The 22,398-nt window shown below is 67.1% G+C and carries 25 protein-coding genes and 1 tRNA gene; 16 read left to right on the forward strand and 10 right to left on the reverse strand.

All coding sequences use genetic code 11. The features are described 5' to 3' along the window. Positions 1-56: 56 nt before the first annotated feature. The 5 genes from B047_RS0111010 (at position 57) to B047_RS0111030 (ending at position 4,409) form a co-directional block, all read left to right on the forward strand. The gene (locus B047_RS0111010) at positions 57-989 is read left to right on the forward strand and encodes a nitroreductase family protein (RefSeq protein ID WP_018467023.1); all 933 of its coding nucleotides are present in this window, start codon (positions 57-59) and stop codon (positions 987-989) included. A gap of 25 nt (positions 990-1,014) precedes the next feature. Next, the gene (locus B047_RS17260; RefSeq protein ID WP_018467024.1) at positions 1,015-1,968 is read left to right on the forward strand and encodes a GGDEF domain-containing protein; all 954 of its coding nucleotides are present in this window, start codon (positions 1,015-1,017) and stop codon (positions 1,966-1,968) included. A gap of 115 nt (positions 1,969-2,083) precedes the next feature. Next, positions 2,084-2,554: a hypothetical protein gene (locus B047_RS0111020; protein WP_018467025.1), complete on the forward strand. Its 471-nt coding sequence runs from the start codon at positions 2,084-2,086 to the stop codon at positions 2,552-2,554. A gap of 62 nt (positions 2,555-2,616) precedes the next feature. After that, on the forward strand, positions 2,617-3,303 hold the full coding sequence (locus B047_RS0111025; protein WP_026234817.1) for a response regulator transcription factor: 687 nt from the start codon (positions 2,617-2,619) through the stop codon (positions 3,301-3,303). Continuing rightward, entirely contained in the window at positions 3,300-4,409 is a 1,110-nt protein-coding gene (locus B047_RS0111030) for a sensor histidine kinase (RefSeq protein WP_018467027.1), read from the forward strand. Before B047_RS0111025 ends, B047_RS0111030 begins: the two co-directional genes overlap by 4 nt. On the opposite strand, the gene B047_RS0111035 is transcribed toward B047_RS0111030, so the two are convergent. From B047_RS0111035 to carH, 6 genes are all read right to left on the reverse strand, one after another. After that, positions 4,402-4,869: a c-type cytochrome gene (locus B047_RS0111035; protein ID WP_018467028.1), complete on the reverse strand. Its 468-nt coding sequence runs from the start codon at positions 4,867-4,869 to the stop codon at positions 4,402-4,404. The genes B047_RS0111030 and B047_RS0111035 overlap by 8 nt on opposite strands. 153 nt (positions 4,870-5,022) lie before the next feature. Beyond that, positions 5,023-5,823, reverse strand: coding sequence for a DNA-formamidopyrimidine glycosylase (locus B047_RS0111040; protein ID WP_018467029.1), 801 nt, complete (start codon positions 5,821-5,823; stop codon positions 5,023-5,025). A gap of 210 nt (positions 5,824-6,033) precedes the next feature. Then, positions 6,034-6,309, reverse strand: coding sequence for a hypothetical protein (locus B047_RS0111045; protein ID WP_018467030.1), 276 nt, complete (start codon positions 6,307-6,309; stop codon positions 6,034-6,036). Positions 6,310-6,374: 65 nt separating this feature from the next. Continuing rightward, on the reverse strand, positions 6,375-7,298 hold the full coding sequence (locus tag B047_RS0111050; protein WP_018467031.1) for a complex I NDUFA9 subunit family protein: 924 nt from the start codon (positions 7,296-7,298) through the stop codon (positions 6,375-6,377). Positions 7,299-7,326: 28 nt separating this feature from the next. Next, positions 7,327-7,917 carry a transcriptional regulator LdrP gene (gene ldrP / locus B047_RS0111055; RefSeq protein ID WP_018467032.1) on the reverse strand — a complete coding sequence of 197 codons (591 nt, stop codon included), beginning with the start codon at positions 7,915-7,917 and terminating at the stop codon, positions 7,327-7,329. A 109-nt stretch (positions 7,918-8,026) separates the two neighbouring features. Then, complete coding sequence (gene carH, locus B047_RS0111060) at positions 8,027-8,917, reverse strand: HTH-type transcriptional repressor CarH (RefSeq protein WP_018467033.1); 891 nt, start codon at positions 8,915-8,917, stop codon at positions 8,027-8,029. A 37-nt stretch (positions 8,918-8,954) separates the two neighbouring features. Here carH and B047_RS0111065 point away from each other — a divergent pair, with 37 nt between their 5' ends. From B047_RS0111065 to B047_RS0111075, 3 genes are read left to right on the forward strand one after another with little or no spacing between them, the layout of a single operon-like run. Then, positions 8,955-9,704: a class I SAM-dependent methyltransferase gene (locus B047_RS0111065; RefSeq protein WP_084784992.1), complete on the forward strand. Its 750-nt coding sequence runs from the start codon at positions 8,955-8,957 to the stop codon at positions 9,702-9,704. 41 nt (positions 9,705-9,745) lie between these two features. After that, on the forward strand, positions 9,746-10,573 hold the full coding sequence (locus B047_RS0111070) for a phytoene/squalene synthase family protein (RefSeq protein ID WP_018467035.1): 828 nt from the start codon (positions 9,746-9,748) through the stop codon (positions 10,571-10,573). Positions 10,574-10,605: 32 nt separating this feature from the next. Beyond that, positions 10,606-11,754: a lycopene cyclase family protein gene (locus B047_RS0111075; RefSeq protein ID WP_018467036.1), complete on the forward strand. Its 1,149-nt coding sequence runs from the start codon at positions 10,606-10,608 to the stop codon at positions 11,752-11,754. 108 nt (positions 11,755-11,862) lie between these two features. Here B047_RS0111075 and B047_RS0111080 read toward each other — a convergent pair whose 3' ends face one another. Continuing rightward, the gene (locus B047_RS0111080) at positions 11,863-12,267 is read right to left on the reverse strand and encodes an acyl-CoA thioesterase (RefSeq protein ID WP_018467037.1); all 405 of its coding nucleotides are present in this window, start codon (positions 12,265-12,267) and stop codon (positions 11,863-11,865) included. Between the two features lie 100 nt (positions 12,268-12,367). Here B047_RS0111080 and crtI point away from each other — a divergent pair, with 100 nt between their 5' ends. Then, positions 12,368-14,017 carry a phytoene desaturase family protein gene (gene crtI / locus B047_RS0111085; RefSeq protein ID WP_018467038.1) on the forward strand — a complete coding sequence of 550 codons (1,650 nt, stop codon included), beginning with the start codon at positions 12,368-12,370 and terminating at the stop codon, positions 14,015-14,017. Positions 14,018-14,096: 79 nt separating this feature from the next. Continuing rightward, positions 14,097-15,101 (forward strand): type 2 isopentenyl-diphosphate Delta-isomerase, encoded by a 1,005-nt coding sequence (gene fni, locus B047_RS0111090; RefSeq protein WP_018467039.1) that lies wholly within the window; start codon positions 14,097-14,099, stop codon positions 15,099-15,101. Positions 15,102-15,164: 63 nt separating this feature from the next. Here the strand turns inward: fni and B047_RS0111095 are convergent. Next, positions 15,165-15,241: transfer RNA gene (locus B047_RS0111095), tRNA-Met, on the reverse strand. A gap of 143 nt (positions 15,242-15,384) precedes the next feature. On the opposite strand from B047_RS0111095, the gene B047_RS0111100 reads away from it, so the two are divergent. From B047_RS0111100 to B047_RS0111115, 4 genes are all read left to right on the forward strand, one after another. Next, positions 15,385-16,812, forward strand: coding sequence for a tetratricopeptide repeat protein (locus B047_RS0111100; RefSeq protein WP_026234819.1), 1,428 nt, complete (start codon positions 15,385-15,387; stop codon positions 16,810-16,812). A gap of 88 nt (positions 16,813-16,900) precedes the next feature. Continuing rightward, the gene (locus tag B047_RS0111105; RefSeq protein ID WP_018467041.1) at positions 16,901-17,683 is read left to right on the forward strand and encodes an SPOR domain-containing protein; all 783 of its coding nucleotides are present in this window, start codon (positions 16,901-16,903) and stop codon (positions 17,681-17,683) included. Between the two features lie 84 nt (positions 17,684-17,767). After that, a complete protein-coding gene (locus B047_RS0111110) occupies positions 17,768-18,409 on the forward strand; it encodes a redox-sensing transcriptional repressor Rex (protein ID WP_026234820.1) in 642 nt (213 codons plus the stop codon). Next, positions 18,406-18,840 carry a hypothetical protein gene (locus tag B047_RS0111115; protein WP_018467043.1) on the forward strand — a complete coding sequence of 145 codons (435 nt, stop codon included), beginning with the start codon at positions 18,406-18,408 and terminating at the stop codon, positions 18,838-18,840. The genes B047_RS0111110 and B047_RS0111115 overlap by 4 nt, the downstream gene beginning before the upstream one ends. A gap of 52 nt (positions 18,841-18,892) precedes the next feature. Here B047_RS0111115 and B047_RS0111120 read toward each other — a convergent pair whose 3' ends face one another. Further along, the gene (locus B047_RS0111120; protein ID WP_018467044.1) at positions 18,893-19,336 is read right to left on the reverse strand and encodes a type II toxin-antitoxin system VapC family toxin; all 444 of its coding nucleotides are present in this window, start codon (positions 19,334-19,336) and stop codon (positions 18,893-18,895) included. 26 nt (positions 19,337-19,362) lie between these two features. Beyond that, positions 19,363-19,659, reverse strand: coding sequence for a ribbon-helix-helix domain-containing protein (locus B047_RS0111125; protein ID WP_018467045.1), 297 nt, complete (start codon positions 19,657-19,659; stop codon positions 19,363-19,365). Between the two features lie 91 nt (positions 19,660-19,750). On the opposite strand from B047_RS0111125, the gene B047_RS0111130 reads away from it, so the two are divergent. Together B047_RS0111130 and B047_RS0111135 are read left to right on the forward strand one after the other, a co-directional pair. Then, a complete protein-coding gene (locus B047_RS0111130) occupies positions 19,751-20,710 on the forward strand; it encodes a polyprenyl synthetase family protein (protein WP_018467046.1) in 960 nt (319 codons plus the stop codon). A gap of 351 nt (positions 20,711-21,061) precedes the next feature. Then, positions 21,062-22,339, forward strand: a complete 1,278-nt coding sequence (locus tag B047_RS0111135; RefSeq protein ID WP_018467047.1) for a Glu/Leu/Phe/Val family dehydrogenase — start codon at positions 21,062-21,064, stop codon at positions 22,337-22,339. Positions 22,340-22,398 lie beyond the last annotated feature (59 nt).

Raw genomic sequence — 22,398 nt, forward strand, 5'->3', positions numbered from 1 at the left:
CCCTCCGAGACTTACGCTCCAATCGCCTGAGACCTGAGGGCTTTAGGCTTTAGGGCATGGACCTCTACGCCCTCTTCCTCCGCCGCGCCAGCGTGCGCACGTTCAAGCCCGAGCCCCTGCGGGAGGGGGACCTCGACAAGCTCCTCCTGGCCGCCCAGCGAGCGCCCACCGATGCCACCGCGCAGATGTACAGCCTGCTGCGCGTGACCGACCCCGCCCTGCGCTCCGAGCTGGCCCGGCTTTCCGACAACCCCCACATCCAGGTGGCCGCCGAGTTCTTCTTGGTCCTGGCCGATGTGCATCGGCTGCGCCGTCTGGTTGAGCACCGGGGCGGAGCCTGGGGCTACTGGCCCCGCACGGCGGCCCACTTTGCCATCGTCGACGCGGTGCTGGCCGGTAGTGCGCTGGCGATGATGGCCGAGAGCCTGGGCTACGGAATCTGCTGGATCGGGGGGGTTCTGGAGTGCATCGAGCAGATCGGCGAGCTGTGCGCCCTGCCCGAGGGGGTGTTTCCGGTAGCCGGGCTGTGTGTGGGTGTGCCCGAGGAGATTCCCGCACCCCGGCCCCGCCTCAGTCGCACCCTGGTCGTTCACGAGAACCGCTACCGCGAGCCCGAGCCAGCCGAACTGGAGCAGGCCTACGAGGACATGCGTCCCATCACGCGTAGCGGCGACTGGTATAAGGTGTTGGGGCGCTACTTCACCCAGGGCGGCATCATGGAACAGCGCGAGCCGGCTTACCAGCGCTTCGCAGCCCGTGGGGGCTTCGACCCCGACCTGCCCCCAGGCTCGGAGGCCCCTTCCCTGGGAGGGCTGATCGAGCAGGCCCTCGAGCGGGGTTGGCGCGCGGTGCTGTTTCGGGAGGGGGTCTGCTGGCTCGAGCGCGAGGTAGAGGCCAGCCGGGGGCAGGGCCGGCCCGGTGCAGCGCTGAGTGAAGCCCTGGCTTCGGCGGGAAAACCATTCTGGCCACCCTTGTCCAAGGGTACCTAGGGGGGCTATGCTTGATGCAACAGGAATGAATTGGCTCGAGTCCCCTCAACAAAGGGCCTACCGCACGTACTGGCTCATCGCGGTGGTGGGGATGGTGCCGGCGTTGTTCATACACCCATTCTTCGGACGCTGGCCCGATTTCCTGCTCGACGGGGCCTACCTCGCCGCGACCGCGCTGGGCTGGTGGCTGGCCCGCCGCCTCGCGCCCAGGCCCGCCATCACCCTGCACCTGGTGCTGGGCTTCCTATTGGTGACGTGGTACATCGCCCAGCCCGAGAGCTTGCCCAGCCGCTTCGACTTCCGCGAGGAGGCCTACGTGGCCTTGGTAGCCCCTACCCTGCTGGGGCTGTCGGCGGTGTGGGGTGTGTGGGGCTTCGCCCTGGCGTTGTTGATGGGCTTCTCACGCCTGCAGAACTCCACCCTGCCCGAGCAGCTCAGCGCAGGCTACGTGCTGGCTTTCGTGGCCCTGGTGGGGCTGGTAATCCACTACGGCCTGCGCCGCCTGGAGGAGGCCCACGAGAATTTGGCCAACGCGGCTTTGCAGGACCCCCTGACCCACCTGGGCAACCGGCGGGTGCTCGAGGCCGACTTCGTGCGCCTGCAAGCCCTGGCCAAGCGGGCCGGGGTGCCGCTGCTGCTGACGCTGTGGGACCTCGATGACCTCAAGGGTGTCAACGACGGCCAGGGCCATGTGGCCGGGGATGCCTACATTCGCGACTTCGCCCAGGCCCTTCGGCTCAACGTGCGCGAGGGTGACGGGCTCTATCGGCTGGGTGGCGACGAGTTCTGCGGCCTGCACTTAGGCCTCTTTGAGGGTAGCTCGGTGAGCCTGCGGGTGCGGGCGGTGTTCCCCAACGTCTCGGTGGGCTGGAGCGAGGCGCTGGGCACCCTCGAGGAGACCCTGGCTCAGGCCGACCGACACCTCTACGCCGAGAAGGCCAGCAAGCGACCGATCAAGCTGCCCAAGTTACCCTCGTAACGGAGGCGGAGGGTGTTCTTCGAACGTTCACAATCCTTCCCCGATCGCTTCACTTCCCGGGGCTAGCCTGCAGACAGCCCTGGGAAGCGTGCTTTCCAGGCGAAAGGAGAAGCTTATGAACGCGAAGAAACTCCTCATCGGTGCAGCCTTGTTGAGCCTGGGTCTCTCGCTGGCCCAGACCCCCCAGCAGCCGGCCCAGCCCAACCGGCCCGCGCCGGGCCTCAGCCGCATGATGGACATGCGCGGGGGAAGCTTGCTGCGGACGGCAGCGCAGTTCCTGGGAGTGATGCCCCATGAGTTGGCTTTGCTGAGCAACGGGCAGAAGACCATCGCCGACGTAGCCCGCGATCTCGGAGCCGACGTGACCAGGCTCGAGGCCGCCCTGACCCAAGCCCGCAACCAGGCGATCGACCAGGCCGTGCAAAATCAGGTGCTCACCACCGAGCAGGCTGCGACCTATAAGAAGGCTACACCCGCCGTCGTCAAGGCCTTCCTGGCGCAGAAGCTCGACGCCAGCAGCTTCGGCTCCGGACGCGGAGGCTTTGGAGATTGGGGGCGGGGCTTTGGCCCTGGCGGGCGGCGCTAAGCCCGTGAGCTTGAGGACTCAGGGACAACCACCCGGTTGTCCCTGAGCTGTGGGGGCCTAGAATGGGTGCGGTGGCCGGTGGACTCATCCTGATCGTCGAGGACGAGGCCCGCATCGCCGAGGTGCTCGAGCGCTTCCTGCGAGCGGAGGGCTTTCGCACCGAACGGGCTGCCGACGGGCGGCGGGCGCTGGAGCTGTGGCGGGCGGCCCGGCCCGACCTGGTGCTCTTGGACCTGATGATTCCCCCGCCGGATGGCCTGGAGGTCCTGCGCACCATCCGCCGCGAGGCCCAGACCCCGGTGATCGTGCTCACCGCCCGCGTGGAGGAGATCGACCGGCTGCTGGGGTTGGAGCTGGGAGCCGACGACTACGTGACCAAGCCCTTTAGCGCACGCGAAGTGGTGGCCCGCGTCAAGGCCGTGTTGCGCCGGGTCAACGGGCGGCTGAGGGCCCCGCAGCGCTACCGGGTGGGGGAACTCGAGCTCGACCTCGAGGCTTTCCAGGTTCGCTGCCGGGGCCAGGCCCTCTCCCTCACCGCCACCCAGTTCCGGCTGCTGCACGCCTTCATGGCCCACCCCGGCAAGGCCTTCAGCCGCGGCGAGCTGCTCGACCTCTTCGGTGAGGAAGCCCCCGACGAGCGCACCATCGACGCCCACATCAAGAACCTGCGGGCCCGGCTGGGCGATTGCGGAAGCTTGCTCCAGACCGTGCGCGGGGTGGGCTACCGGCTGGCTGGGGAGCAGGCGTGAAGCTCACCACCCGCCTGATCCTCTCCTTTGCCCTGGTCGCGCTGTTTGCGGCGGGGCTGGGGGCTTTTCTGGCGATCCGGGCTGCCCAGACCGACGTGCGGCGCTTCTTCCGCGACCAGTTCGGCGAACAGCTCATGCCCCTTGCCCCCGCCGGGCCGGGGCGGCGTTTTGGCCCTCCGGGGCTGCGCGACCGTGAGCAACTGCTGGCCCGCTTGCGCAACTCACAGCTTCAGGCTGCGTTTTTCGCCGTGTTGGTGGGCCTGCTGGCCGGGGGCTACTTGGCCTATCGCTCGGTGACGCCTATCCGCCACCTCACCGACGTGACCCGCCGCTATGCCCGGGGAGAGCGCGGAGCGCGGGTCTTGGTGCGGGGCACCGACGAGATCGCCGAACTGGGAGCCTCCTTCAACCAACTCGCCGACCAACTCGCCGCCGAGGAAGCCCAGAAGCAGCGCATGGTGGCCGACATCGCCCACGAACTGCGCACCCCCCTCACCGTGCTGCGGGGCGAACTCGAGGCCCTCCAGGCGGGTCTGATGGAACCCAGCCCCACAAACCTGGGCCGCCTGATCGAGGAGGTGGACCTGCTGACCCGCCTGGTGCAGGACTTGCGCCTGCTGACCCAGGCCGACTCGGGGGGGTTGAACCTCAAACTGGGCGAACTCGAGCTCTCCAGCCTGGCTCGGGAAGTCCTGGCCGCCTTCCAGGCGCGGGCCGAGGCCAAGGGGGTGAGGCTGGAGTTCGGTGGGACCGAACTCTTCCTCACCGCCGACCGCGAGCGCTTGCTGCAGGTGCTCTACAACCTTCTCGACAACGCCCTGCGCCACACCCCCCAGGGGGGAGTGGTGCGGCTCGAGGTGCACTCCGAGGGCCCCTGGGGCCTGCTACGCGTGCGCGACAGCGGCCCCGGCATCCCCCCAGAGGACTTGCCCCACATCTTCGAGCGCTTTTACCGTGCCGACCGGTCTCGTACCCGTGAGACGGGGGGCTCAGGGCTGGGACTGGCCATCGCCAAGGCCCTGGTCGAGGCTCACGGCGGGCAGATCAGCGCCGGCAACGATCCTGCGGGTGGGGCGGTGTTCGAGGTGCGGCTGAAGGCTACTTGAGCCCCAGCTTTTTGCGCAGCTCGAGCACCTGGGCTGGGCTGAGCTTGGTGGCGCGTTTGGCCTTGACCTCTGCGGCGTTGAAGAGCTTGAAGTCTTTGGACAGGGCCTTGTCGTTGCCCCACTGGGTGGAGATGTGGTTGAGCACGCCCGCGACTTGCTCGTCGCTGAGCTGGGCGAAGGCGGGCATGGCCCCGTTGTACTTCTGCCCATTCACGCTGATCTCACCGGCGAGGCCGTAAAGCAGCACGTCGATCAGGTACTCGCGCCCACCCTTGGCCGCCAGGACTTGGGGAATGTGACCGGCCAGGGGAGGGAACACCCCGGGAATACCCGCCCCGTTGGCCTGATGGCAGCCCTGGCATTGCTGGTAGACGTTGCTGGTCTGTGGGCCAGGCTGCGCGCTCACCGCTACAGCGGCAATTCCTGCGGTCAAAAGGACGAAAAGGCCGCTTTTTTTCATGAGATCACCTCGAGCAGGCAGTCCTGCCTGCTCCTAAAGTCTATGCTAGAAATTAGGGAGGGATGTCACCGTGCCTTCCAAAAGCCCTCGTGAACCTGGACGGCCTCGAGCGCAGACTGCGACGGAGTGCTGCCCACGGGCGGCGAGGTGGGGCTAATGCTGGCACTGGGGGCAGAAGTGTGTACCCCGGCCCCCCACCACGGTCTTAGCGATCCGGCCCGTGCAACCGGGAGCCTTGCAGGGCAGGCCGGCGCGGTCGTAGGCGTTGTGCTCGAGCTGGAAGTAGCCGGGTTTGCCGTCGGGCTGCTGGTAGCTGGCATCGGAGAGGGTCGAGCCACCGGCGCTCACCGCCCGGCCCATCACCTCGCGGATGGCCTGGTACAGCCGCTCGACCTCCTCGAGCCGCAGGCTGCAAGCCGGGCGCTCAGGGTGGATGCGGCTCATCCACAGCGACTCGTCGGCGTAGATGTTACCTACCCCGGCCACCGCCTCCTGCCCCAGCAGCACCTCTTTCACGCGGCGCGGCGTGCGGGCTAGGGCCTGGCGAAAGGCTCCAAGCTCGAAGCTCTCGGAGAGCGGTTCAGGGCCCATGCGGCGCAGCAGGCCGATCTCGCGGTAGTCGCCGGCCTCGACCACCCACCACCTGCCGAAGCGGCGTGGGTCCACGTAGTAGATCACCGCGTCGCCCAGGTGGACGGTGAGCCGGGTGTGCGGGTGGGGCGTGAAGCGGAATCCCCCGGTCATCCCCAGGTGCACGATGGCCTCGAGCTCCCCCTCGAGCTCGAGCAGGATGTACTTCCCCCGCCGCCGGGTGCCCAGCACCGCCCGCCCCTCGGCCAGCTCGGTGCGCCGGTAACGCACAGGGTCGGCGTGCTCGAGGCGTAGCAGCGTGCGCCCCAGCAGGTAGGGCTCGAGGATGCGGCGGGTGGTCTCGACTTCGGGCAGTTCAGGCATAGTTGGCAGGCTCCAGCATGCGGAAAAGGTGGGGGAGAGACCGTGAGCTGTGGTGCTATGGTGGTGGTGCGCTGAACGTCGGGCGCGGGTCGTACGCAAAACGCAAGACGCCTTGTTCCCCCTTAGCAAGGGGGGATAAACCCTCCCCGCAGGCGAGGAGGGCTGGGGTGGGGGCTGCCACGAGCCTTTCGCGACCGATAACGGGTTGCTTCACTGCGCCATCCGCTGCCGCTTGGGGTTGGCCAGGGCGAGGCGGCTTTCGCGCAGGACGTATTGGGCGAGCACCTTGAGGGGGAGGTCGGGGAGCTCGAGGGCCTGGCAGACCGAGCGGTAGCGCTGGGGATCGGCGGCGCGGACCAGCGGGGCGACCTGGCGCCATACGGTGTAGACACGCTCCCGGTCGGTGAGGCTCTCGGGCTCGAGTTGCTCGAGGGGTCGGGGGGTGTACAGGCACAGGATGTGCGGGGGGCGACCGGAAGTCTTCACAGCCCGAGCATACGGCAGTGCCGGGGATAAACCGTAGGCCATGCTATCCACATGACCCGCGCGGCTCAGGAAGCCGAGGGGTGTCTAAGTTTTGTACCAAGCAAAAGCGGCAACTCGGCCTCGAGGCGGCGCTCCTCGAGGGCGAAGGCGGCCCGCATGGGGGCGGGGTCGGCGGTGTTTCCGGCCTTGAGCATGCGGTACTGGTCGAGGGTGATGGGCGTGAAGGGGAGGGCGTTGAGCAGCGGGACCGCCAGGTCCATGAGGGCTAGCGGTATGGGAAGGATCGGCTTGCGCGAGCCCAGGCTTTGCTTCATCAGCCGCAAGAGCTGGCGGAAGGTGTACTCCTGCGGGCCCACCAGGTCGTAGGTTTGAGCGACGGTGGCGGGCTTCTCGAGCGCCTGGGCGAAGGCCTCGGCCACGTCGCCCACCCAGACCGGGCGAAAGGGGAAGCGCCCGTCGCCGATCTGCGGGATGAAGGGGATCGGGGCGGTGACCAAGCCCTTGAGCACCCCGCCGAAGAATTCGTCGCCCTCGCCGAAGATCAGGCTGGGGCGGAAGATGGTCCACTCGAGCCCCGACCCCCGCACCCATTCCTCGGCCTCAGCCTTGGCCTCGTAGTAGCGACTGCCGGTGCCCCGCGCCGCACCCAAAGCCGACATGTGCAGCAGCCGCCCCACCCCGGCCCGCCGCATGGCGGCGATGGTATTCTTCACCCCCTCGACGATGGTGCCCTCGAAGCTCTGGCCCCCGCGCTCCCGGATCAGCGCCACGAGGTAGACCACCGCGTCCACCTCGCGCACGGCCGCCTCGAGCCCCTCCCCGGTCACCGCGTCGCCCCGCACGTGCTGCGCCCCCTGGCCCGCCCCCGCTACCCGCGGGGTGGGTCGGCCCCTGCGCGAGAGCGTGCGGACTGCGTGCCCCCGCGCCAGCAGTACGCGCGCCAGGTGGCTCCCCACGTACCCCGTTCCGCCGATGAGCAGGACCTTCAAGGCAGTCTCCCGCGGCGGGCCTTCCTGCTCACACCGCTTCCAGCAGTTGCGTCTCGGCCTCGGCCTCGAGGCTGTGCCAGTCCACGAGGTAGATCTTGCGGTAGCCGGTGTCGAGGATGCCCTCGTGGCGCAGGTCGGAGAGGAGCTTGCTCACCGACTCCCGGGTAGAGGCGGTGGCGTCGGCGATTTCCTCGTGGGAGGCCGTCACATAGACCCCGCGCTGGTCCTGACCGTGGGCGGCGGTGGAGGCGAGGTAGAGCAGGTAGCGGCAGATGCGGCTGCGGAGTTCCCCCCACTGCAGGTGGGTCTCGTAGGCTTGCACCTGGCCCATCTGGCTGGCCAGGCTGCCGGCGACTTGGCGCAGGTCCTCGGAGGAGAGGGTGCGGGGGTCGAGGGCGTGAACCGCGGCCTCGGTGAGGGCCTCGGCGGTGTAGCGGTGGTTGCGCTCAGATAGGCTCTCTTCCCCGAAGTAATCGCCCGGCAGTACGTGGCGCAGGGTGAGCTGGCGCCCGTCGGGCAGGATTTCGACGATGCGCACCAAGCCCCGCTCGAGCTGGTACAGCGCCTCGGCCCGGTCACCCGCGCGGTAGATCGCTTCCTTACGACGAACGCGTTTCATCAACCCACCTCCTCGAATGCAGCACCCCTAGCGCGAACACGACACCTCGACGCTCCTCGTGGCGTAGAAGCTGGAAGTCGTACAGGCGAACGAAAGGCTTGGCTCGAGCTTACCATAATCCCCCCTCCTTGAGCACCCGCGCCAGGCTGTCGGCCAGCTTGCGGGGGTCGTTGCCCAGATAGCGCGCGCCCAGACGCTCCACCAATCCCGGCAGCCCCTCGGCTGCCCGTCCGCCCACCACCACCACCGGGGCCAGGTCGGCGAGGGCGCCGTGGGGCAGGGACTCCAGCGAGACCGCCTGCGCTGCCGAGAGCACCACGGCTTGGGCCCCAATGCGCTGCGCGAAGCTGCGCAGGTCTTGCAGGGGGGTGTTGGGGCCTAGGTAGAACACCTGGTAGCCCGCCCGCCGCAAGAACAGCGCGCTGATCAGGCCGCCCAGCTCGTGCTGCTCGCCGGGCAGGGTCGAGACCACCACCACCGGGCCCAGCGAGCTGCCCATCAGGTTGAGCAATTCCTGCAGGCGGCCCCGCAGGTAGGTGCTCGCCAGGTGCTCTTGGGCGGTGGTGACGCGGCCCGAGTGCCAGCCGTCGCCGATGCGCCTGAGCGCCGGGGAGATCACCTCCATCACCACCTCCTCGAGCGGGTGCAGCCGGAAGGCTTCGGAGATGGTGCGCTCGGCGGCCTCGAGATCGGCCTGGAGCAGGGCGTTCTCGAGCTCGAGCGAAAGGGCCTCGGGGGGGCGCGGCCTCTCCTGGGTGAGGCCCTCGAGGTAGCGCTTGACCGCTTGCGCCGGGGTGACCCCCTCGGCGATGAAGCGCTTGATCTGCTCCAGCGCGTCGAGGTCGGCCTCGGAGTAGAGGCGGTGCCCACCAGGGGAGCGCTCGGGACGGGGAAAGCCGTAGCGCCGTTCCCACTGCCGCAGGAGCGCGGAGGACAGCCCGATGCGCTCCTCGACCTCCGCAATGGTGTAGACCCCCATGTCTTTGCGCGCAGTGTTCATCTTCTGTACAAGATTATGCTAGATTGTTGTCCAGGTTATGTCAAGTCTCGCTTGTCCCCGCTGCAAGAGCGCCTTCCTGGATGGCACTGCCACCTGTACAAGCTGCGGCTGGGTGTGGCCCCGGGTAGGTGAGTGGACCGACTTCCGCGGCGGGCGGCCGCTGAGCCCTGCCGCCGCCGTTAACCTCTGGTCCCTCACTGCCTGGGGCTACGAGGCCTGGCGGGTGCGGGCGCTTTCGCTGTTGTCGGGGCGGCCCTTCCCCCTGGGCGAGGAGCTGGACCGGATGCGGGCGAGCCTCGAGCCCGTGAGGGGCGGGGTGTTCCTCGACCTGGGCACCGCCACGGGCCTGTATGCCCGGGCTCTGCTGCAGGCAGGGGCCGCCCGGGTCTACGCCCTCGACCTCTCCCCGGCCATGCTGCGCGTGGCTCGGCGCCGAGCGCGGGGGCTTGGGGGCTTGGTACCCCTGCTGGCGCGGGCCGAGGCGCTGCCCCTGTGCCCAGCGAGCCTGGACGGGGTGGCGGTGGGAGGGAGTTATAACGAGTTCACCGATCCCGAGGCGGTGGTCCTTGAGGTCGTGCGGGTGCTCAGGCCCGGCGGGCGGCTGTGGCTGATGTTCACTCACCGCTCGGGCAGCCCTTTGCAGCGGGCCTTCGAGCGGGCCGGCTTGCGCTTCCCTCGCCTCGAGGATCTCCTCGCCCTGCTGGCCCCGTTCGGCTTTGCGCTTGAAGGTTGGCGCGAGGGCTCGGTGGGCTTTGTGGCGGGGACAAAACTCTCTGGTGGCGAGTAGCCCCATCCTTACGGCAGTACCTCTGGCGAAAGGAGGTCGCTTTGGAACCTAACTGGACCGAAGTCTCCGCGATCATCCGCCGTCACTCGGCGACCTTCTACCTCGGGAGCCTGCTCTTCCGCGGTGAGGCCCGCAAGGGAGCCTGGGCGGTCTACGCCGCCTGCCGCCTGGGCGACGACGCGGTGGACGAGTCGCCTGACCCCCGCGCCGATCTCGAGCGCTGGTGGGCGGGGGTGGGCCGGGCCTACGCGGGCGAGCCCGAGGCCGAGTGGGAGCGGGCGTTGGCCTGGGCGCTGGAGCGCTGGGACATCCCCCTAGAAGGCTTCGCCGACATGCGCCAGGGCTTCTTAGCCGACCTGGGCCCGGTGCGGTTGCAGCGCATGGACGAGCTGATGACCTATTGCTACCGGGTCGCGGGCACCGTGGGCCGCATGATCGCACCCATCGGTGGAGCCGGACCCGAGGCCGAAGAGGCCGCGATCAAGCTGGGACAGGCCATGCAGCTCACCAACTGCTTGCGCGACGTAGGCGAGGACCTGGCGCTGGGGCGGGTTTATCTCCCGGCTGAATTGCTCGAGCGCTACGGGGTTGCGCTCGAGGACCTGCGCTACGGGCGCGTGACGCTTGCCTACACCGCGCTGATGCGCGAGCTTGCCCAGCAGACCCGCCGGCTCTACCGCGAAGGCCTGCGCGGCCTGCGCCACCTCCACAATGGCCGCGCCGCCGTCGCCCTGGCTGCCTTGCAGTACCAAAGCATCCTCGACAAGCTCGAGCACAACGGCTGGGACAATCTCTCCCGCCGCGCCGCGCTCTCGCCCTACGAGCGCTTTAAGCTCCTGCCCAAGGCCCTGTGGATGCGGGGGATCTGAGCAGGCGTGGCGTATGCTGAGCACCTGAGGCCATGGCACAACGCTTCGACTATATCGTCGCGGGGGCCGGGGCCGCGGGGTTGAGCCTGCTGCACCACCTCGAGCAGGCCGGGCTCTCCGAGCGCCGCGTGCTTCTCCTCGACCGCGCGCCCAAAACCCACAACGACCGCACCTGGTGCTTCTGGGAGGCAGGGGAGGGGCCCTTCGAGGCCGTAATTTTCCGACGTTGGGGACGCTTGGCCTTCCACGCTCCAGGCTTCTCCCGCACCTTCGACATCGCCCCCTACACCTACAAGATGCTGCGGGGCCTCGACTTCTACCGCCACATGGACGAGCGCCTGGCCCGCTGGCCCCGCCTCACCCGCCTCTACGGCGAGCTCGAGGCCGTCGGCGACGGCTTCGTGCGGCTGGAGGGCCAGACCTACACCGCCGACTGGGTCTTCAGCAGCGTTCCCTCCTCACCCCTCGCCCCCCGCCCCCCGTACCACCACCTGCTCCAACACTTCCGCGGCTGGGTGCTCGAGGCCCCCCACCCTACCTTCGACCCCGGCGTCGCCACGTTCATGGACTTCCGGGTCGAGCAGCAGGGTGAGGTGCGCTTCGTCTACGTGCTGCCCTTCGACGAGCGCCGGGCGCTGGTGGAGTACACCCTCTTCTCGGCGCACCTGCTGAGCGAGCTCGAGTACGAGGCGGGTCTGCGGGCCTATATCCACGAGGAATTGGGACTCAGGGAGTACCGGGTGCTCGAGACCGAGGCGGGTGTGATTCCCATGACCGACATACCCTTCCCGGCTCGCCTGGGCGAGCGCACGCTGTACATCGGCACCGCCGGGGGCCAGACCAAGGCCTCCACCGGTTACACCTTCCAGCGCATCCAGCGTCAGTGCCGCCACATCGTCCAGTCCCTCGCCCAGGGCCGCGAGCCCGCCCCCCCGCCAAGTCCCGCCCGCTTCGCCTTCTACGACAGCGTGCTGCTCAACGTCTTCGCCAAAAAGCGCTACCCTGGTGCCCACGCTTTCCGTGACCTCTTCCGCCGCCGCCCGGCCCCGCAGGTGCTCAAGTTCCTCGACGAGTCCACGACGCTGCTCGAGGAACTCCCCATCCTCTTCAGCATGAACGTCCCCGTCTTCACCCTGGCCGCGCTGGACGTGCTGGCGTTGGCCGTCAGCCGTAAGCGCTAAGCAGCTTGTGCTGGACTCCACCTTGCCCCTCCCATAGAGAGGGAATATCCTCCAGCGGGAACAAGGCGTCTTGTGTTTTGCGTACGACCCGTCAACCGCCGTCCTACTTCACTCCACCGGATCCACCGGCGTCGGCTTGCCCTCCGCGTCGATGGCTACGTAGGTCAGGTTGCCCCGCGTCGCCAGCACCTTGGCCTCCTTGAGGTTTTCGCGGTACACCTCGACCTCCACCGTGATCGAGGTGCGGCCCACCCGCACCACCTTCGCCACCACCTCGAGCAAATCCCCCACCTTGATGGGCACCTCGAAGATGACCTCACCCACCCGCACCGTCACGCAGCGCTTGCGGGCTCGCCGGATCGCAGCGTAGGAGCCCACCTTGTCCATCAGGCCCAGCACAAAGCCGCCGAAGGCGTTGCCACCGGGGTTGGCGTGCTCGGGGAAGACCAGCTCGAGGGTGCGTGCGACACCCAAGGCTTCTTTCTCGCTGGTTGGATTCGTCAATTCGCTCATCGCTAGGCTATTCTAAGTTCTTGTTGCTCGACTTTCCCTCCGTAGCAACTGTGTTCCCGCAGCTAAATCGCGGCTCGAGGCCCTCGCTATTCTTGGGCTCATGAACTTCGCGCCCAAGAAAGCCCTCGTCATCGGCAGCGGTATCGGCGGGCTGGCCATGGGCATCCGCCTGTGCAGCCTGGGCTTCGACACCACCGTGCTCGAGAAGCTCGACGCCCCCGGTGGGCGGGCCTACGTGCGCCGGGCCCAGGGCTTCACCTTCGACATGGGTCCCACCGTCATCACCGTCCCGCACTTCATCGAGGAGCTGTTCAGCCTGGGCCGGGGCGATCCTAGGCTGGGCCAGCCCGACTTTCCCCCCGCCGTGCTGGGCGAGGATAAGCGGGTGCGGGAGGGTGTCTCGGGTGGCCCCAACACCTCGCGCTACGTCACCCTCGTTCCCATCCTGCCCTTCTACCGCATCTATTTCGACGACGGTACCTTCTTCGACTACGACGGCGACCCCATCCGCACCCGCGAGCAGATCCGGGCGCTGGCCCCCGAGGACCTCGAGGGCTATGAGCGCTTCCACCGCGACGCGAAGGCCATCTTCGAGCGGGGCTTCCTCGAGCTCGGCCACACCTACTTCGGCGACGTGGGCACCATGCTGCGCGTGGTCCCCGACCTGCTGCGCCTGGATGCGGTGCGCACGCTGTTCTCCTTCGCCAAGAAGTACTTCAAAAATCCCAAGATGCAGCAGCTCTTCAGCTTCGAGACGCTGCTGGTGGGGGGCAACCCGCTCAGTGTGCCCGCCATCTACGCCATGATCCACTTCGTGGAGAAGACCTGGGGCATCCACTTCGCCATGGGCGGCACCGGGGCGCTGGTGCGGGGCTTGGTGCGGAAGCTCGAGGAGCTCGGCGGGCGCATCCGCTACGGCGCCGAGGTGCGCCGGATCAACGTCGCCCGCCAGGGCGGCCGGAAGGTCGCCACCGGCGTCACGCTGGCCTCGGGCGAGGTGCTGCAAGCCGACGTGGTGGTCTCCAACGCCGACTACGCCCACACCTACCTCAAGCTCGTCGAACCGCAGTACCGCTTCTGGAACGCCGACCCGGTGGTGCGGGCTCGCCGGCAGAGCATGTCGCTGGTGGTGATCTACTTCGGCTTCAAGGCCGACGGCAGCGAGGGCGAGCGGCTGCGCCACCACAACATCATCCTGGGGCCGCGCTACGAGGGGTTGCTCAAAGACATCTTCGGGCGCAAGGTGTTGGCCAAGGACTTCTCGCAGTACCTGCACGTCCCCACCCTCACCGACCCCTCGCTGGCCCCGCCCGCTCACCACGCCGCCTATACCCTGGTCCCCGTGCCCCACAACGGCTCCGGGCTCGACTGGGAGCTCTTGGGCGAGCCCTTCGCGAACAAGGTGCTGGGCTTCCTCGAGCAGCGCGGCTACCTCCCCAACCTCTCCGAGCGCCTGGTCTACAAGAGCTTCGTCACCCCCGACTACTTCGAGCACACCCTGCTCTCCCACCTCGGCAACGCCTTCGGCCCCGAGCCCATCCTGACGCAGTCGGCCTTCTTCCGACCCCACAACCGCTCGGAAGACGTCGCCGGGCTCTACCTGGTGGGCGCAGGGGTTCAGCCCGGCGCGGGCACCCCCAGCGTGATGATGTCGGCCAAGATGACCGCCCGCCTCATCGCCCAGGACTTCGGCCTGCCCTTAGAGGGCAGTGACGCGCGCTCGCCCCAGGTGGTGGAGCCCGTAGCATGAGGCAGAAGGGTGAAGGGGTAAAAAGGTAAAAAGCGGAGAACACCCCTCACCTTTTGCCCTTTTAGCCTCCCGTGACCCTATGGACATCGCCGCTCGCAAGCGCAAGCACCTCGAGGTCTGCCTCGAGGGACCTGTGAACTACGCCCGCCTGACCACGGGGCTCGAGCGCTACCGTCTGGCCTACCGGGCGCTGCCCGAGCTGCGCTTGGAGGACGTAGACCTCTCGACTTGCTTCCTGGGCAAGCGGCTGGCCGCGCCCTTTTTGATCGGGGCCATGACCGGGGGTGAAGAGTACGGGGGGCGCATCAACCGGGCGCTGGCCGAGGCCGCCGAGCGGGTGGGGGTGGGGATGATGCTGGGCAGCCAGCGGGTGATGCTGGAGAAGCCGCAGAGCAGGGCCAGCTTCCAGGTGCGTGAGGTGGCCCCCACCGCGCTGCTGATCGGTAACCTGGGGCTGGTGCAGCTCAACCGGGGTTACACCGCCGAACACCTGCGCCGCGCGGTCGAGGCGGTGGGCGCCGATGCCCTTGCCCTACACGCCAACCCCCTGCAAGAGGCCGTGCAGCGCGGCGACACCGACTTCGCGGGCCTGAGGGCCAAGCTGGAGCAGGTCCTGCGGGAAGTCTCCTTCCCCGTATTGCTCAAGGAGGTGGGGCACGGCTTTTCGGGGGAGGTGGCCCGGGGGCTCGTCGGCCTGCCGCTGGCCGCGCTCGACGTGGCCGGGGCCGGGGGCACCAACTGGGCCAGGGTCGAGGAGCTGGTGCGCTACGGCGAGGTGCGCCATCCCGAGCTCTGCGAGGTCGGGCTGCCCACCGCCCAGGCCCTCGTCGAGTGCCGCGCGGCCCTGCCCGGCCTGCCCTTGGTGGCCTCCGGGGGTATCCGCAGCGGCACTGACGCCGCCAAGGCCCTGGCGCTGGGGGCGCAGGCGGTGGCGGTGGCGCGGCCCCTGCTGGAGCCTGCCCTGCAGGGCCCCGACGCGGTAGTGGCCTGGCTCGAGGACTTCCTCTGGGAGTTGCGCGTGGCGCTCTACGCCGTGGGGGCCCGCACCCCAGCCGAAGCCCTGGGGCGCGTCGTGGCAGTCTAAAGTTTTGATTAACCGAAGATTTATGAACAAAAAAACCGGCTCCAGGGCCGGTTTGCTCTACTTTGGTTGCGGGGACAGGATTTGAACCTGTGACCTTCGGGTTATGAGCCCGACGAGCTACCAGACTGCTCCACCCCGCGCCGTGAGGGTCTTCCCGCCAAGCCTCGCCAGGCTATCAGGGGAGCGTTCGGGTGTCAACCCATTAGTTCACCCTGGCCCAGCGTGCTCCGTTGCGCGTGCTAGAATTCCTGCCAGCATGACCCAAGATTTCGGGAGAAACGCTATGAAAGCAACCTGGTTGGCCCTTGTGCTCTCTTCGCTGGCTTGGGCCCAGCAGCCAAGCGTGGACGACCTCCTCAAGCGAGGGTTGGCCGCGCTCGAGGCGGGCCGCAACGCCGAAGCCGCACAACTGTGCGAACAGGTGGTCACCCGCGAGTACACCAACTACAGCGGACACTTCTGCCTTGGTCTGGCCCTCTACCGACAGGCTGACCTCAAGGGAGCCCGCTTCGAGTTCACCCAGCTCACCCTGCTGGCCCCCGACCGCTTCGAGGGCTGGTTCAACCTGGGCGTGACCCTCGACCGCCTGGGAGAGTCTGCTGAGGCCGCCCAGGCCCTGGCCAAGGCCATCGAGGTCGGGGAGAAGGCCGGGGTAGCCCCCGCCGACCTGCGCACTTCCTACTTAGGCCTGGCCAAGGCCCAGCGCGACCAGAAGCAGTACGAGCAGGCCGCCGCTACCCTGGCAGACGCGTTGAAGAAGTTCGCGAACGACCCGGAGGTCACCTTCCTATTGGCCGATAGCCTCTACCGCGCGGGCAAGCCCCTCGAGGCGCTGCCTTACCTCTACACCCTGCTCAACCAGAACCGCGCCAACGTGGGTGCGGTGAGCCTGGTGGCCGATATCTACGTGGGCCAGGGTCTGCCCGAGAGGGCCATAACCGAGCTCGACCGCTCCATCGCAGCGGCACAGGACCCCAAAGTAAAGGCTCAGATCGTCTACAAGAAGTCTTCGTTGCTCAGCGGAAAGGCCCAGCAGGACGCGCTGGTCGAGGCGACTCGGCTGGATCCTAGGCTCTGGACCGCCCAGTACGACCTGGGCCGCGTGCGCTACCAGGGTGGCGACTTCAGGGGAGCCCTCGAGGCCTTCCAGGCTGCCTACAACCAGGTGCCCGACGAGCCCCGTGTGGCGCTGGCGCTGGCCCTGACCTACGACCGCCTGGGTCAGTTCGCCGAGGCCGGGCGCTTTGCGGCCTTGGCGGCCAAGGTCTCGAGCGGGGCCGAGAAGGCCGAGGCCCTGTTCGTGCAGGGCAAGGCTGCCTACTTCCAGCAGCGCTATGACAGCGCCGAGGAAGTCCTGCTCCAGGCGGTACAGCTTAAGGCCGACCAGGGTGCGGCCTGGTTCTACCTGGGCCGCGCCCAGTTTGCCCTCAAGAAATACGAAGCGGCCACTGCCTCGCTCGAGCGCGCCCAGGCCCTCGAGCCCACCGGCGACACCGCCGCCAGCTTAGGCGCCGCCTACCTCGCCGCCAACCGCTTCTCCGACGCCGAGCGCCTGCTCAACCAGGCTGTGACCCTCAACCCCCGCGACGCGGTGGCCTGGTACAACCTGGGCATTGCCCTGCAAGCCCTCTCACGCAGCGCCGAGGCCCGCCGTGCCTTCCAGCAGGCGCTCAACCTGGGTTACGAGCCTGCGCGCCAGTTCCTGAAGTAAGCGCTGAAGGAGTGAATTTTTCATCGTCGGGCGGAAACCCCGCCCGACGATGGTTTGCAAGGTGCTGTGGGTGGGGTAGTTTAGAGGTATGGGTTGGCTGCGCAACAATTGGCTCGACCTGCTGATCTTCGTGCTATTTAGCCTGGTGGTAGCAGGTATCGTGTTTTTCCTCACCGGCATTAACCCCTTTCAGCGGCTCCAGACACACACTCCCCCGTCGCCCCAGCCTCCAGTGGAGCAGGTAACGCCACCACAGGAGGTCCAGCCGCAGCCCCAGATTCCTCGACCTCAGGACGACAGCGCCGCTGAGCCGGTCATCAACGCCTTGCCCATTCCCCAAGCGCCCAGCGAGACCCCGCAAGCCCAGCCCTCCCCAAGACCCCAGGAAGAGCCGGCCGTGCGCGAGACACCCGCACCCCAGCCCGCCTCGGGTAGCTGGCGGGTGGCGGTGGGCTCGTTCTCCAACGCACAGAACGCCTCGCGCCTGGCCCGGCAACTCGAGGCCCAGGGCTACCGGGTCCAGCTCGAGGCCGCCGGTGCGCTGACCAGGGTCACGGTGGGCCCTTACGCCACCGAGGAGCAGGCTCGAGGGGTGGCGCGCAGCTTTGCCGGGGCCCAGGTGTACCGGGGAGCCCGCCCCGCATCCCAACCCGGCGCCCAGGCCTCCGCCGCTTACGTGCAGGTGGGAGCTTTCAAGAGCCAGGCCTCCGCCGAGGCCCTGGTCGAGAAGCTGCGGGCTGAGGGGCTGCCGGTGGTGCTGGTCAAGGACGGAAGCCTGATCAGGGTGCGGGTTGGTCCCCTGGGCAACGACCGCGAGCAGGTCATCGCCAGCCTCAAGGCCATGGGGCTGCCGACCCTGGCCGTTCCCTAAGCTCAACCTATGATGGTCTGGAGGGTTCGGCGTTGGCTCGCGGGGCTTGTGCCCCCCGGCACTTGAAGTATGGAGGGAGTTGGAATGGCGAAAGTGCCCAGTGCAGCGATCTCACGTCTGGTGACCTATCTGCGTATTCTCGAAGACCTCGAGGCCAGGGGCGTCAACCGCACCTCGAGCGAGCAACTCTCCGAAGAGGCCCAGGTCACGGCCTTCCAGGTACGCAAGGACCTCTCCTACTTTGGAAGCTACGGCACCCGCGGGGTGGGCTACACCGTCCCGGTGTTGCGCCGGGAGTTGCAGCAGATCCTCGGCCTAAACCGCCGTTGGGGGCTGTGCATCGTGGGCATGGGCCGTCTGGGCCAGGCCCTCGCCGACTACCCCGGCTTCGACGAGCACTTCGACCTACGCGGCTTCTTCGACATCGACCCTGCCAAGCACGGCCTGAGCTTTCGTGGGATCGCGGTCGAGGCGCTGGAGAACCTGCCCAGGGTGGTGGCCGAGCGAAGGATTGAGATTGGATTAATAGCCGTCCCGGCGGATTCGGCCCAAAGTGTGGCGAACCGGATGATAGACTCTGGCCTGAGGGGCATCCTTAACTTCGCACCCGTCGTCCTCGAGGTGCCCAGGGAAGTGGCGGTGGAGAACGTGGACTTCCTGGCTGGCCTGAGCCGCCTGAGTTTCTTTATCCTGAACCCGCGTTTGAGGGAGGAGATGATCGGATGAAACAAGTGCGCTATGGGTTGATCGCAGCGATGCTGGTCGGGTTGCTGCTTACGGGTTGCTCTAACTTTGGGCTTATTTTTGGGGCCCCCACTGCTCAGCTTAGCGTTCAAGGCTACAGCTTCACCTACAACCAAACTTCCAACCAGTACGAGCTCAAGTTCACTCTGGTGGCTTTGCCGCTCAACGGATCGCCTTCAGGCGTGATTCGTAACCTCAACTTGAGCAATGGTGGGCAGGTTTCTATTAACCTGGCTATTGCGGCTTGTGGTCCTACGGATACCTGTACCGAGGCCACCAAAGACGTTTTGCTTGGCTTTGCCACTCCCCCATCGGGAGAGATCAAGGCAGTGTCTTATACCGCAGCGGGTAACAATAACATTGCTCGTGAGGTGGAGCTCAATCCACCCTTGGGGCTTTATCCCCTTTTCTAAGGGGCACTAACGCCCTCCGCTACGCGGATAACTCTGTTGACCGGATCTGGTATCAGACCAATACCACCCCGAACCCCTCGGCAGCCGCCGCCGCCGCTTGGGCTTGATCGGCCGTCCAGAACTCGAGCTGCCCAGGCTGGATGCCTGCTGCCTGCACGATGGTGAGGGCGGTGGCCAGGTGCATGGCATCGTAGGCCCGCAGCGCGTAACTGAGCAGCAGCCGCTTGGCTTCGAGGTAGGTACCGGGTTGAGGGGCAACCAGCTTGTATTCAAGCGAGACATGGCCCTCGAAAGCCATCAGCGCCAATTGAACCTCCCCGGCAGTGAATACACCGTTGCGTTCTTTGATACGAAAGGCGGAAACCACCTCGATGGGGGTCAGGGTGCTGGTGAGCACGGTAGCAGGGCTGCTCAGAAGGGCGATGACCTTTGCCGCTCCTTTTTCGTTGGGGTCGTAGCGCTTGACCAGGGCCGAAGTGTCGACGTAGCAGGCCATAGCTCCTCAGCAGGGCACCCCCATTGTTAAGCCCCTTGCTTACGCTCCTCCAGCACCGCCTCGGCCAGACCCAGTTTGCGCTGTCCGATCTGGTTGAGGTAACGCTGATAGGCGCTCTGTGCCTGGGTAGGGTTGGCAGGAATCGTGGGGGACTCGAGCAGGCCCTTGCTATAAAGCGCAGCCAGCACCGGGTCAGCGGTCTCCGGCAGCGCGTCCAGGGCCTCGCGGATGATCTCCGCCTCAGTGCGCCCGGTGGCTCGGGCCAGACGCTTGAGTTTGGCTTCCTGCTCAGGAGCCAAGTAAATCTGCTTGCGAATCATCATACATCATCAATATACATCACTTTGGCGTACCGCCCCCCAAATGGGTAGCCCGGAGCAGCCTGGTCTCAGGGGGGCTGCTATACTCTTGTGGATGAGCGTGAAGCCCTTCGCCACCTCCCTCGAGCTTCCCCTCGAGGCCTTCGAAGAGCGCCTGCGGGAAGTCATCCGCTCGGACGTGGAGTTCATCCGGCTGATCGAGGAGGACCTGGTGACGGCGGGTGGCAAGCGGGTGCGGCCACAGTTGGTGTTCCTGGCCAGCGGCGCGCTCGGCGGCGCCCCCCACGCGGTGGACATGGCCCTGGTGGTCGAGCTGCTGCACTCGGCTACGCTTTTGCACGACGACCTGGTAGACGACGCCGAGACCCGGCGGGGCCAGGTGGCGGCTTTTCGCAAGTACGGCAACGCGGTCTCGGTGCTCTCCGGCGACTACCTGCTGGCCCGCCTGATGCACCTGCTGGCCGAGATGGGCCGGATGGAGTTGGTGGCCCTGGTGGCCCAGACTGCCCGCGAGCTCTCCGAGGGGGAGGTCTTGCAGTTCCAGGTGGCCGCACTTGCGGATTACTCGCTGGAGGCTTACGAGCGCATCATCACCGGCAAGACCGGCTCGGTGACGCGGCTGTGCTGCGAAGGGCCGGCGGTGCTGGCGGGCGCTCCTGTTCAGCAGCGCGAGGCGTTGGCGCAGTTCGGCTTGCTCTACGGGCAAGCCTTCCAGATGCGCGACGACTACCTCGACCTCATGGGTTCACCGGAGGTCTTGGGCAAGCCGGTGGGTGGGGACGTGCGCGAGGGCAAGCTGACCCGCGTCACCCTGCGGCTGCTGGAGGAGTTCCCCGAGGAGGTGGGTGCGATCCTGCGGCGCAAGGGGGAGGGATTGGGCGACCTCGAGCGCCTGCGCACCCTCGCCACCCAATCGGGCATCGGCCGGGAGATCGTGGAAGCCATCCACGAGCGGGTCGAAGCGGCGGTGGCACGCTTGGGGGCCCTGCCCCCCAGCCCCTACCGCGACGCGCTCGAGGCGCTGGCCCGTAAGGAGTTGTCGCGCCTTAGCTGAGCAGAGGGTCGATAGCCGATAGCCAAAAAGGTGTGGCCTGTGCGGGAAAGCACTCCACCCCGGACCTCCCTACGGTCGAGGGTCTAGAGCTGAGGCGTCTTGCGTTTTGCCTTTAGCGCTGGACCTTCGACGTAGGACGTACGACGTATCCCGCAATGCATAATACCGGATTCAAAAAGATAATCACCCAAACCAAAGACCTTCAGAGGCTATCTTTTGAATCCTAGAGCACTCCCTTCGGTCGACCGCCCCGCCTTGGCGGGGCGGCGTTCCCATTCGGGAACGAACTGACCGAATCTGGTATAAGCAGGCTGTATTCTATACAGGGCAATAAGAGCCAACGGAGCAGCTATGCGAAGTGAACCGCTTTCGTACCTCTCAAGTGAGAACAACGGCCCCTGGGAGATCTACCTCGAGCAAGTCGAGCGCGTGACGCCTTACTTGGGCAAGCTGGCCTACTGGGTCGAAGACCTCAAGCGACCCAAGCGTATCCTGATCGTGGATATCCCCATACGCATGGACGATGGGTCGGTGGCCCACTTCGAGGGCTACCGGGTGCACCACAACACCTTCCGGGGCCCGGCCAAGGGCGGGGTGCGCTACCACCCTGACGTGACCCTCTCCGAGGTCATGGCCCTGGCGGCCTGGATGACCATCAAGAACGCGGCGGTGGGGGTGCCCTACGGCGGCGGCAAGGGGGGCATTCGGGTAGACCCCCGCAAGCTCTCGACGGGCGAGATCGAGCGCCTGACCCGGCGCTACACCTCCGAGATCGGCATCCTGATCGGCCCCAACAAGGACATCCCCGCCCCTGACGTGGGCACCGCCGAGCGTGAGATGGCCTGGATGATGGACACCTACTCCATGAATATCGGCCATACCACCCCCGGCGTGGTGACCGGTAAGCCCATCCAGGTAGGGGGTTCGCTGGGCCGCCGCGACGCCACCGGGCGCGGGGTGTTCGTGGCGGCGGCGGTGGCGGCGGAGAAGCTGGGGATGAACCTCGAGGGGGCCCGCGTGGCCATCCAGGGCTTCGGCAACGTGGGCAACGCCGCCGCGCGCATCTTCCACGACCACAAGGCCCGCATCGTGGCGGTCTCGGATGTGACGGGAGCGGTCTATAACGAAGCCGGGATCGATCCTTACGACCTGACCCAGCATGTGCAGTCTACGGGGGGGGTGCGCGGCTATCCCAAGGCCGAGCCCATCCCAGCAATGGACGTGCTCACCGTGCCCTGCGAGTTTTTGATCCCGGCGGCGCTGGAGAAGCAGATCACCGAGGCCAACGCCTGGAAGGTGCAGTGCAAGGTGGTGGTCGAAGGGGCCAACGGCCCCACCACCCCGGCTGCCGACGACATCCTGGCCGAGCGTGGCATCCTGGTGGTGCCCGACGTGGTCGCCAACGCGGGCGGCGTGACGGTGAGCTACTTCGAGTGGGTGCAGGACTTCAACAGCTACTTCTGGACCGAGGCTGAGATCAACCAGCGCCTCGAGCAGATCATGCGCAACGCCCTCGAGGCGGTGTGGCAGGTGCACGAGGAGCGCAAGGTGAGCCTGCGCACGGCGACCTACATCGTCGCCGCGACCCGCGTGCTCGAGTCGCGCGCGATGCTGGGCTTGTACCCATAGGGCCGCTGAGGCGCTTAGCCGGAAGTGGGGTCGGGGGTTCACCTCCGACCCCTAAAACT

It is taken from the genome of Calidithermus timidus DSM 17022 (assembly GCF_000373205.1).
Taxonomy (GTDB): Bacteria; Deinococcota; Deinococci; order Deinococcales; family Thermaceae; genus Calidithermus; species Calidithermus timidus.

Bases quoted from the DNA above. Each gene is read 5' to 3' on its own strand.
- B047_RS0111010 (WP_018467023.1), top strand. From the start codon at position 57: ATGGACCTCTACGCCCTCTTCCTCCGCCGCGCCAGCGTGCGCACGTTC.
- B047_RS17260 (WP_018467024.1), top strand. From the start codon at position 1,015: ATGAATTGGCTCGAGTCCCCTCAACAAAGGGCCTACCGCACGTACTGG.
- B047_RS0111020 (WP_018467025.1), top strand. From the start codon at position 2,084: ATGAACGCGAAGAAACTCCTCATCGGTGCAGCCTTGTTGAGCCTGGGT.
- B047_RS0111025 (WP_026234817.1), top strand. From the start codon at position 2,617: ATGGGTGCGGTGGCCGGTGGACTCATCCTGATCGTCGAGGACGAGGCC.
- B047_RS0111035 (WP_018467028.1), bottom strand. From the start codon at position 4,869: ATGAAAAAAAGCGGCCTTTTCGTCCTTTTGACCGCAGGAATTGCCGCT.
- B047_RS0111040 (WP_018467029.1), bottom strand. From the start codon at position 5,823: ATGCCTGAACTGCCCGAAGTCGAGACCACCCGCCGCATCCTCGAGCCC.
- ldrP (WP_018467032.1), bottom strand. From the start codon at position 7,917: ATGAAACGCGTTCGTCGTAAGGAAGCGATCTACCGCGCGGGTGACCGG.
- carH (WP_018467033.1), bottom strand. From the start codon at position 8,917: ATGAACACTGCGCGCAAAGACATGGGGGTCTACACCATTGCGGAGGTC.
- B047_RS0111065 (WP_084784992.1), top strand. From the start codon at position 8,955: ATGTCAAGTCTCGCTTGTCCCCGCTGCAAGAGCGCCTTCCTGGATGGC.
- B047_RS0111075 (WP_018467036.1), top strand. From the start codon at position 10,606: ATGGCACAACGCTTCGACTATATCGTCGCGGGGGCCGGGGCCGCGGGG.
- B047_RS0111080 (WP_018467037.1), bottom strand. From the start codon at position 12,267: ATGAGCGAATTGACGAATCCAACCAGCGAGAAAGAAGCCTTGGGTGTC.
- crtI (WP_018467038.1), top strand. From the start codon at position 12,368: ATGAACTTCGCGCCCAAGAAAGCCCTCGTCATCGGCAGCGGTATCGGC.
- fni (WP_018467039.1), top strand. From the start codon at position 14,097: ATGGACATCGCCGCTCGCAAGCGCAAGCACCTCGAGGTCTGCCTCGAG.
- B047_RS0111100 (WP_026234819.1), top strand. From the start codon at position 15,385: ATGAAAGCAACCTGGTTGGCCCTTGTGCTCTCTTCGCTGGCTTGGGCC.
- B047_RS0111105 (WP_018467041.1), top strand. From the start codon at position 16,901: ATGGGTTGGCTGCGCAACAATTGGCTCGACCTGCTGATCTTCGTGCTA.
- B047_RS0111110 (WP_026234820.1), top strand. From the start codon at position 17,768: ATGGCGAAAGTGCCCAGTGCAGCGATCTCACGTCTGGTGACCTATCTG.
- B047_RS0111115 (WP_018467043.1), top strand. From the start codon at position 18,406: ATGAAACAAGTGCGCTATGGGTTGATCGCAGCGATGCTGGTCGGGTTG.
- B047_RS0111120 (WP_018467044.1), bottom strand. From the start codon at position 19,336: ATGGCCTGCTACGTCGACACTTCGGCCCTGGTCAAGCGCTACGACCCC.
- B047_RS0111125 (WP_018467045.1), bottom strand. From the start codon at position 19,659: ATGATGATTCGCAAGCAGATTTACTTGGCTCCTGAGCAGGAAGCCAAA.
- B047_RS0111130 (WP_018467046.1), top strand. From the start codon at position 19,751: ATGAGCGTGAAGCCCTTCGCCACCTCCCTCGAGCTTCCCCTCGAGGCC.
- B047_RS0111135 (WP_018467047.1), top strand. From the start codon at position 21,062: ATGCGAAGTGAACCGCTTTCGTACCTCTCAAGTGAGAACAACGGCCCC.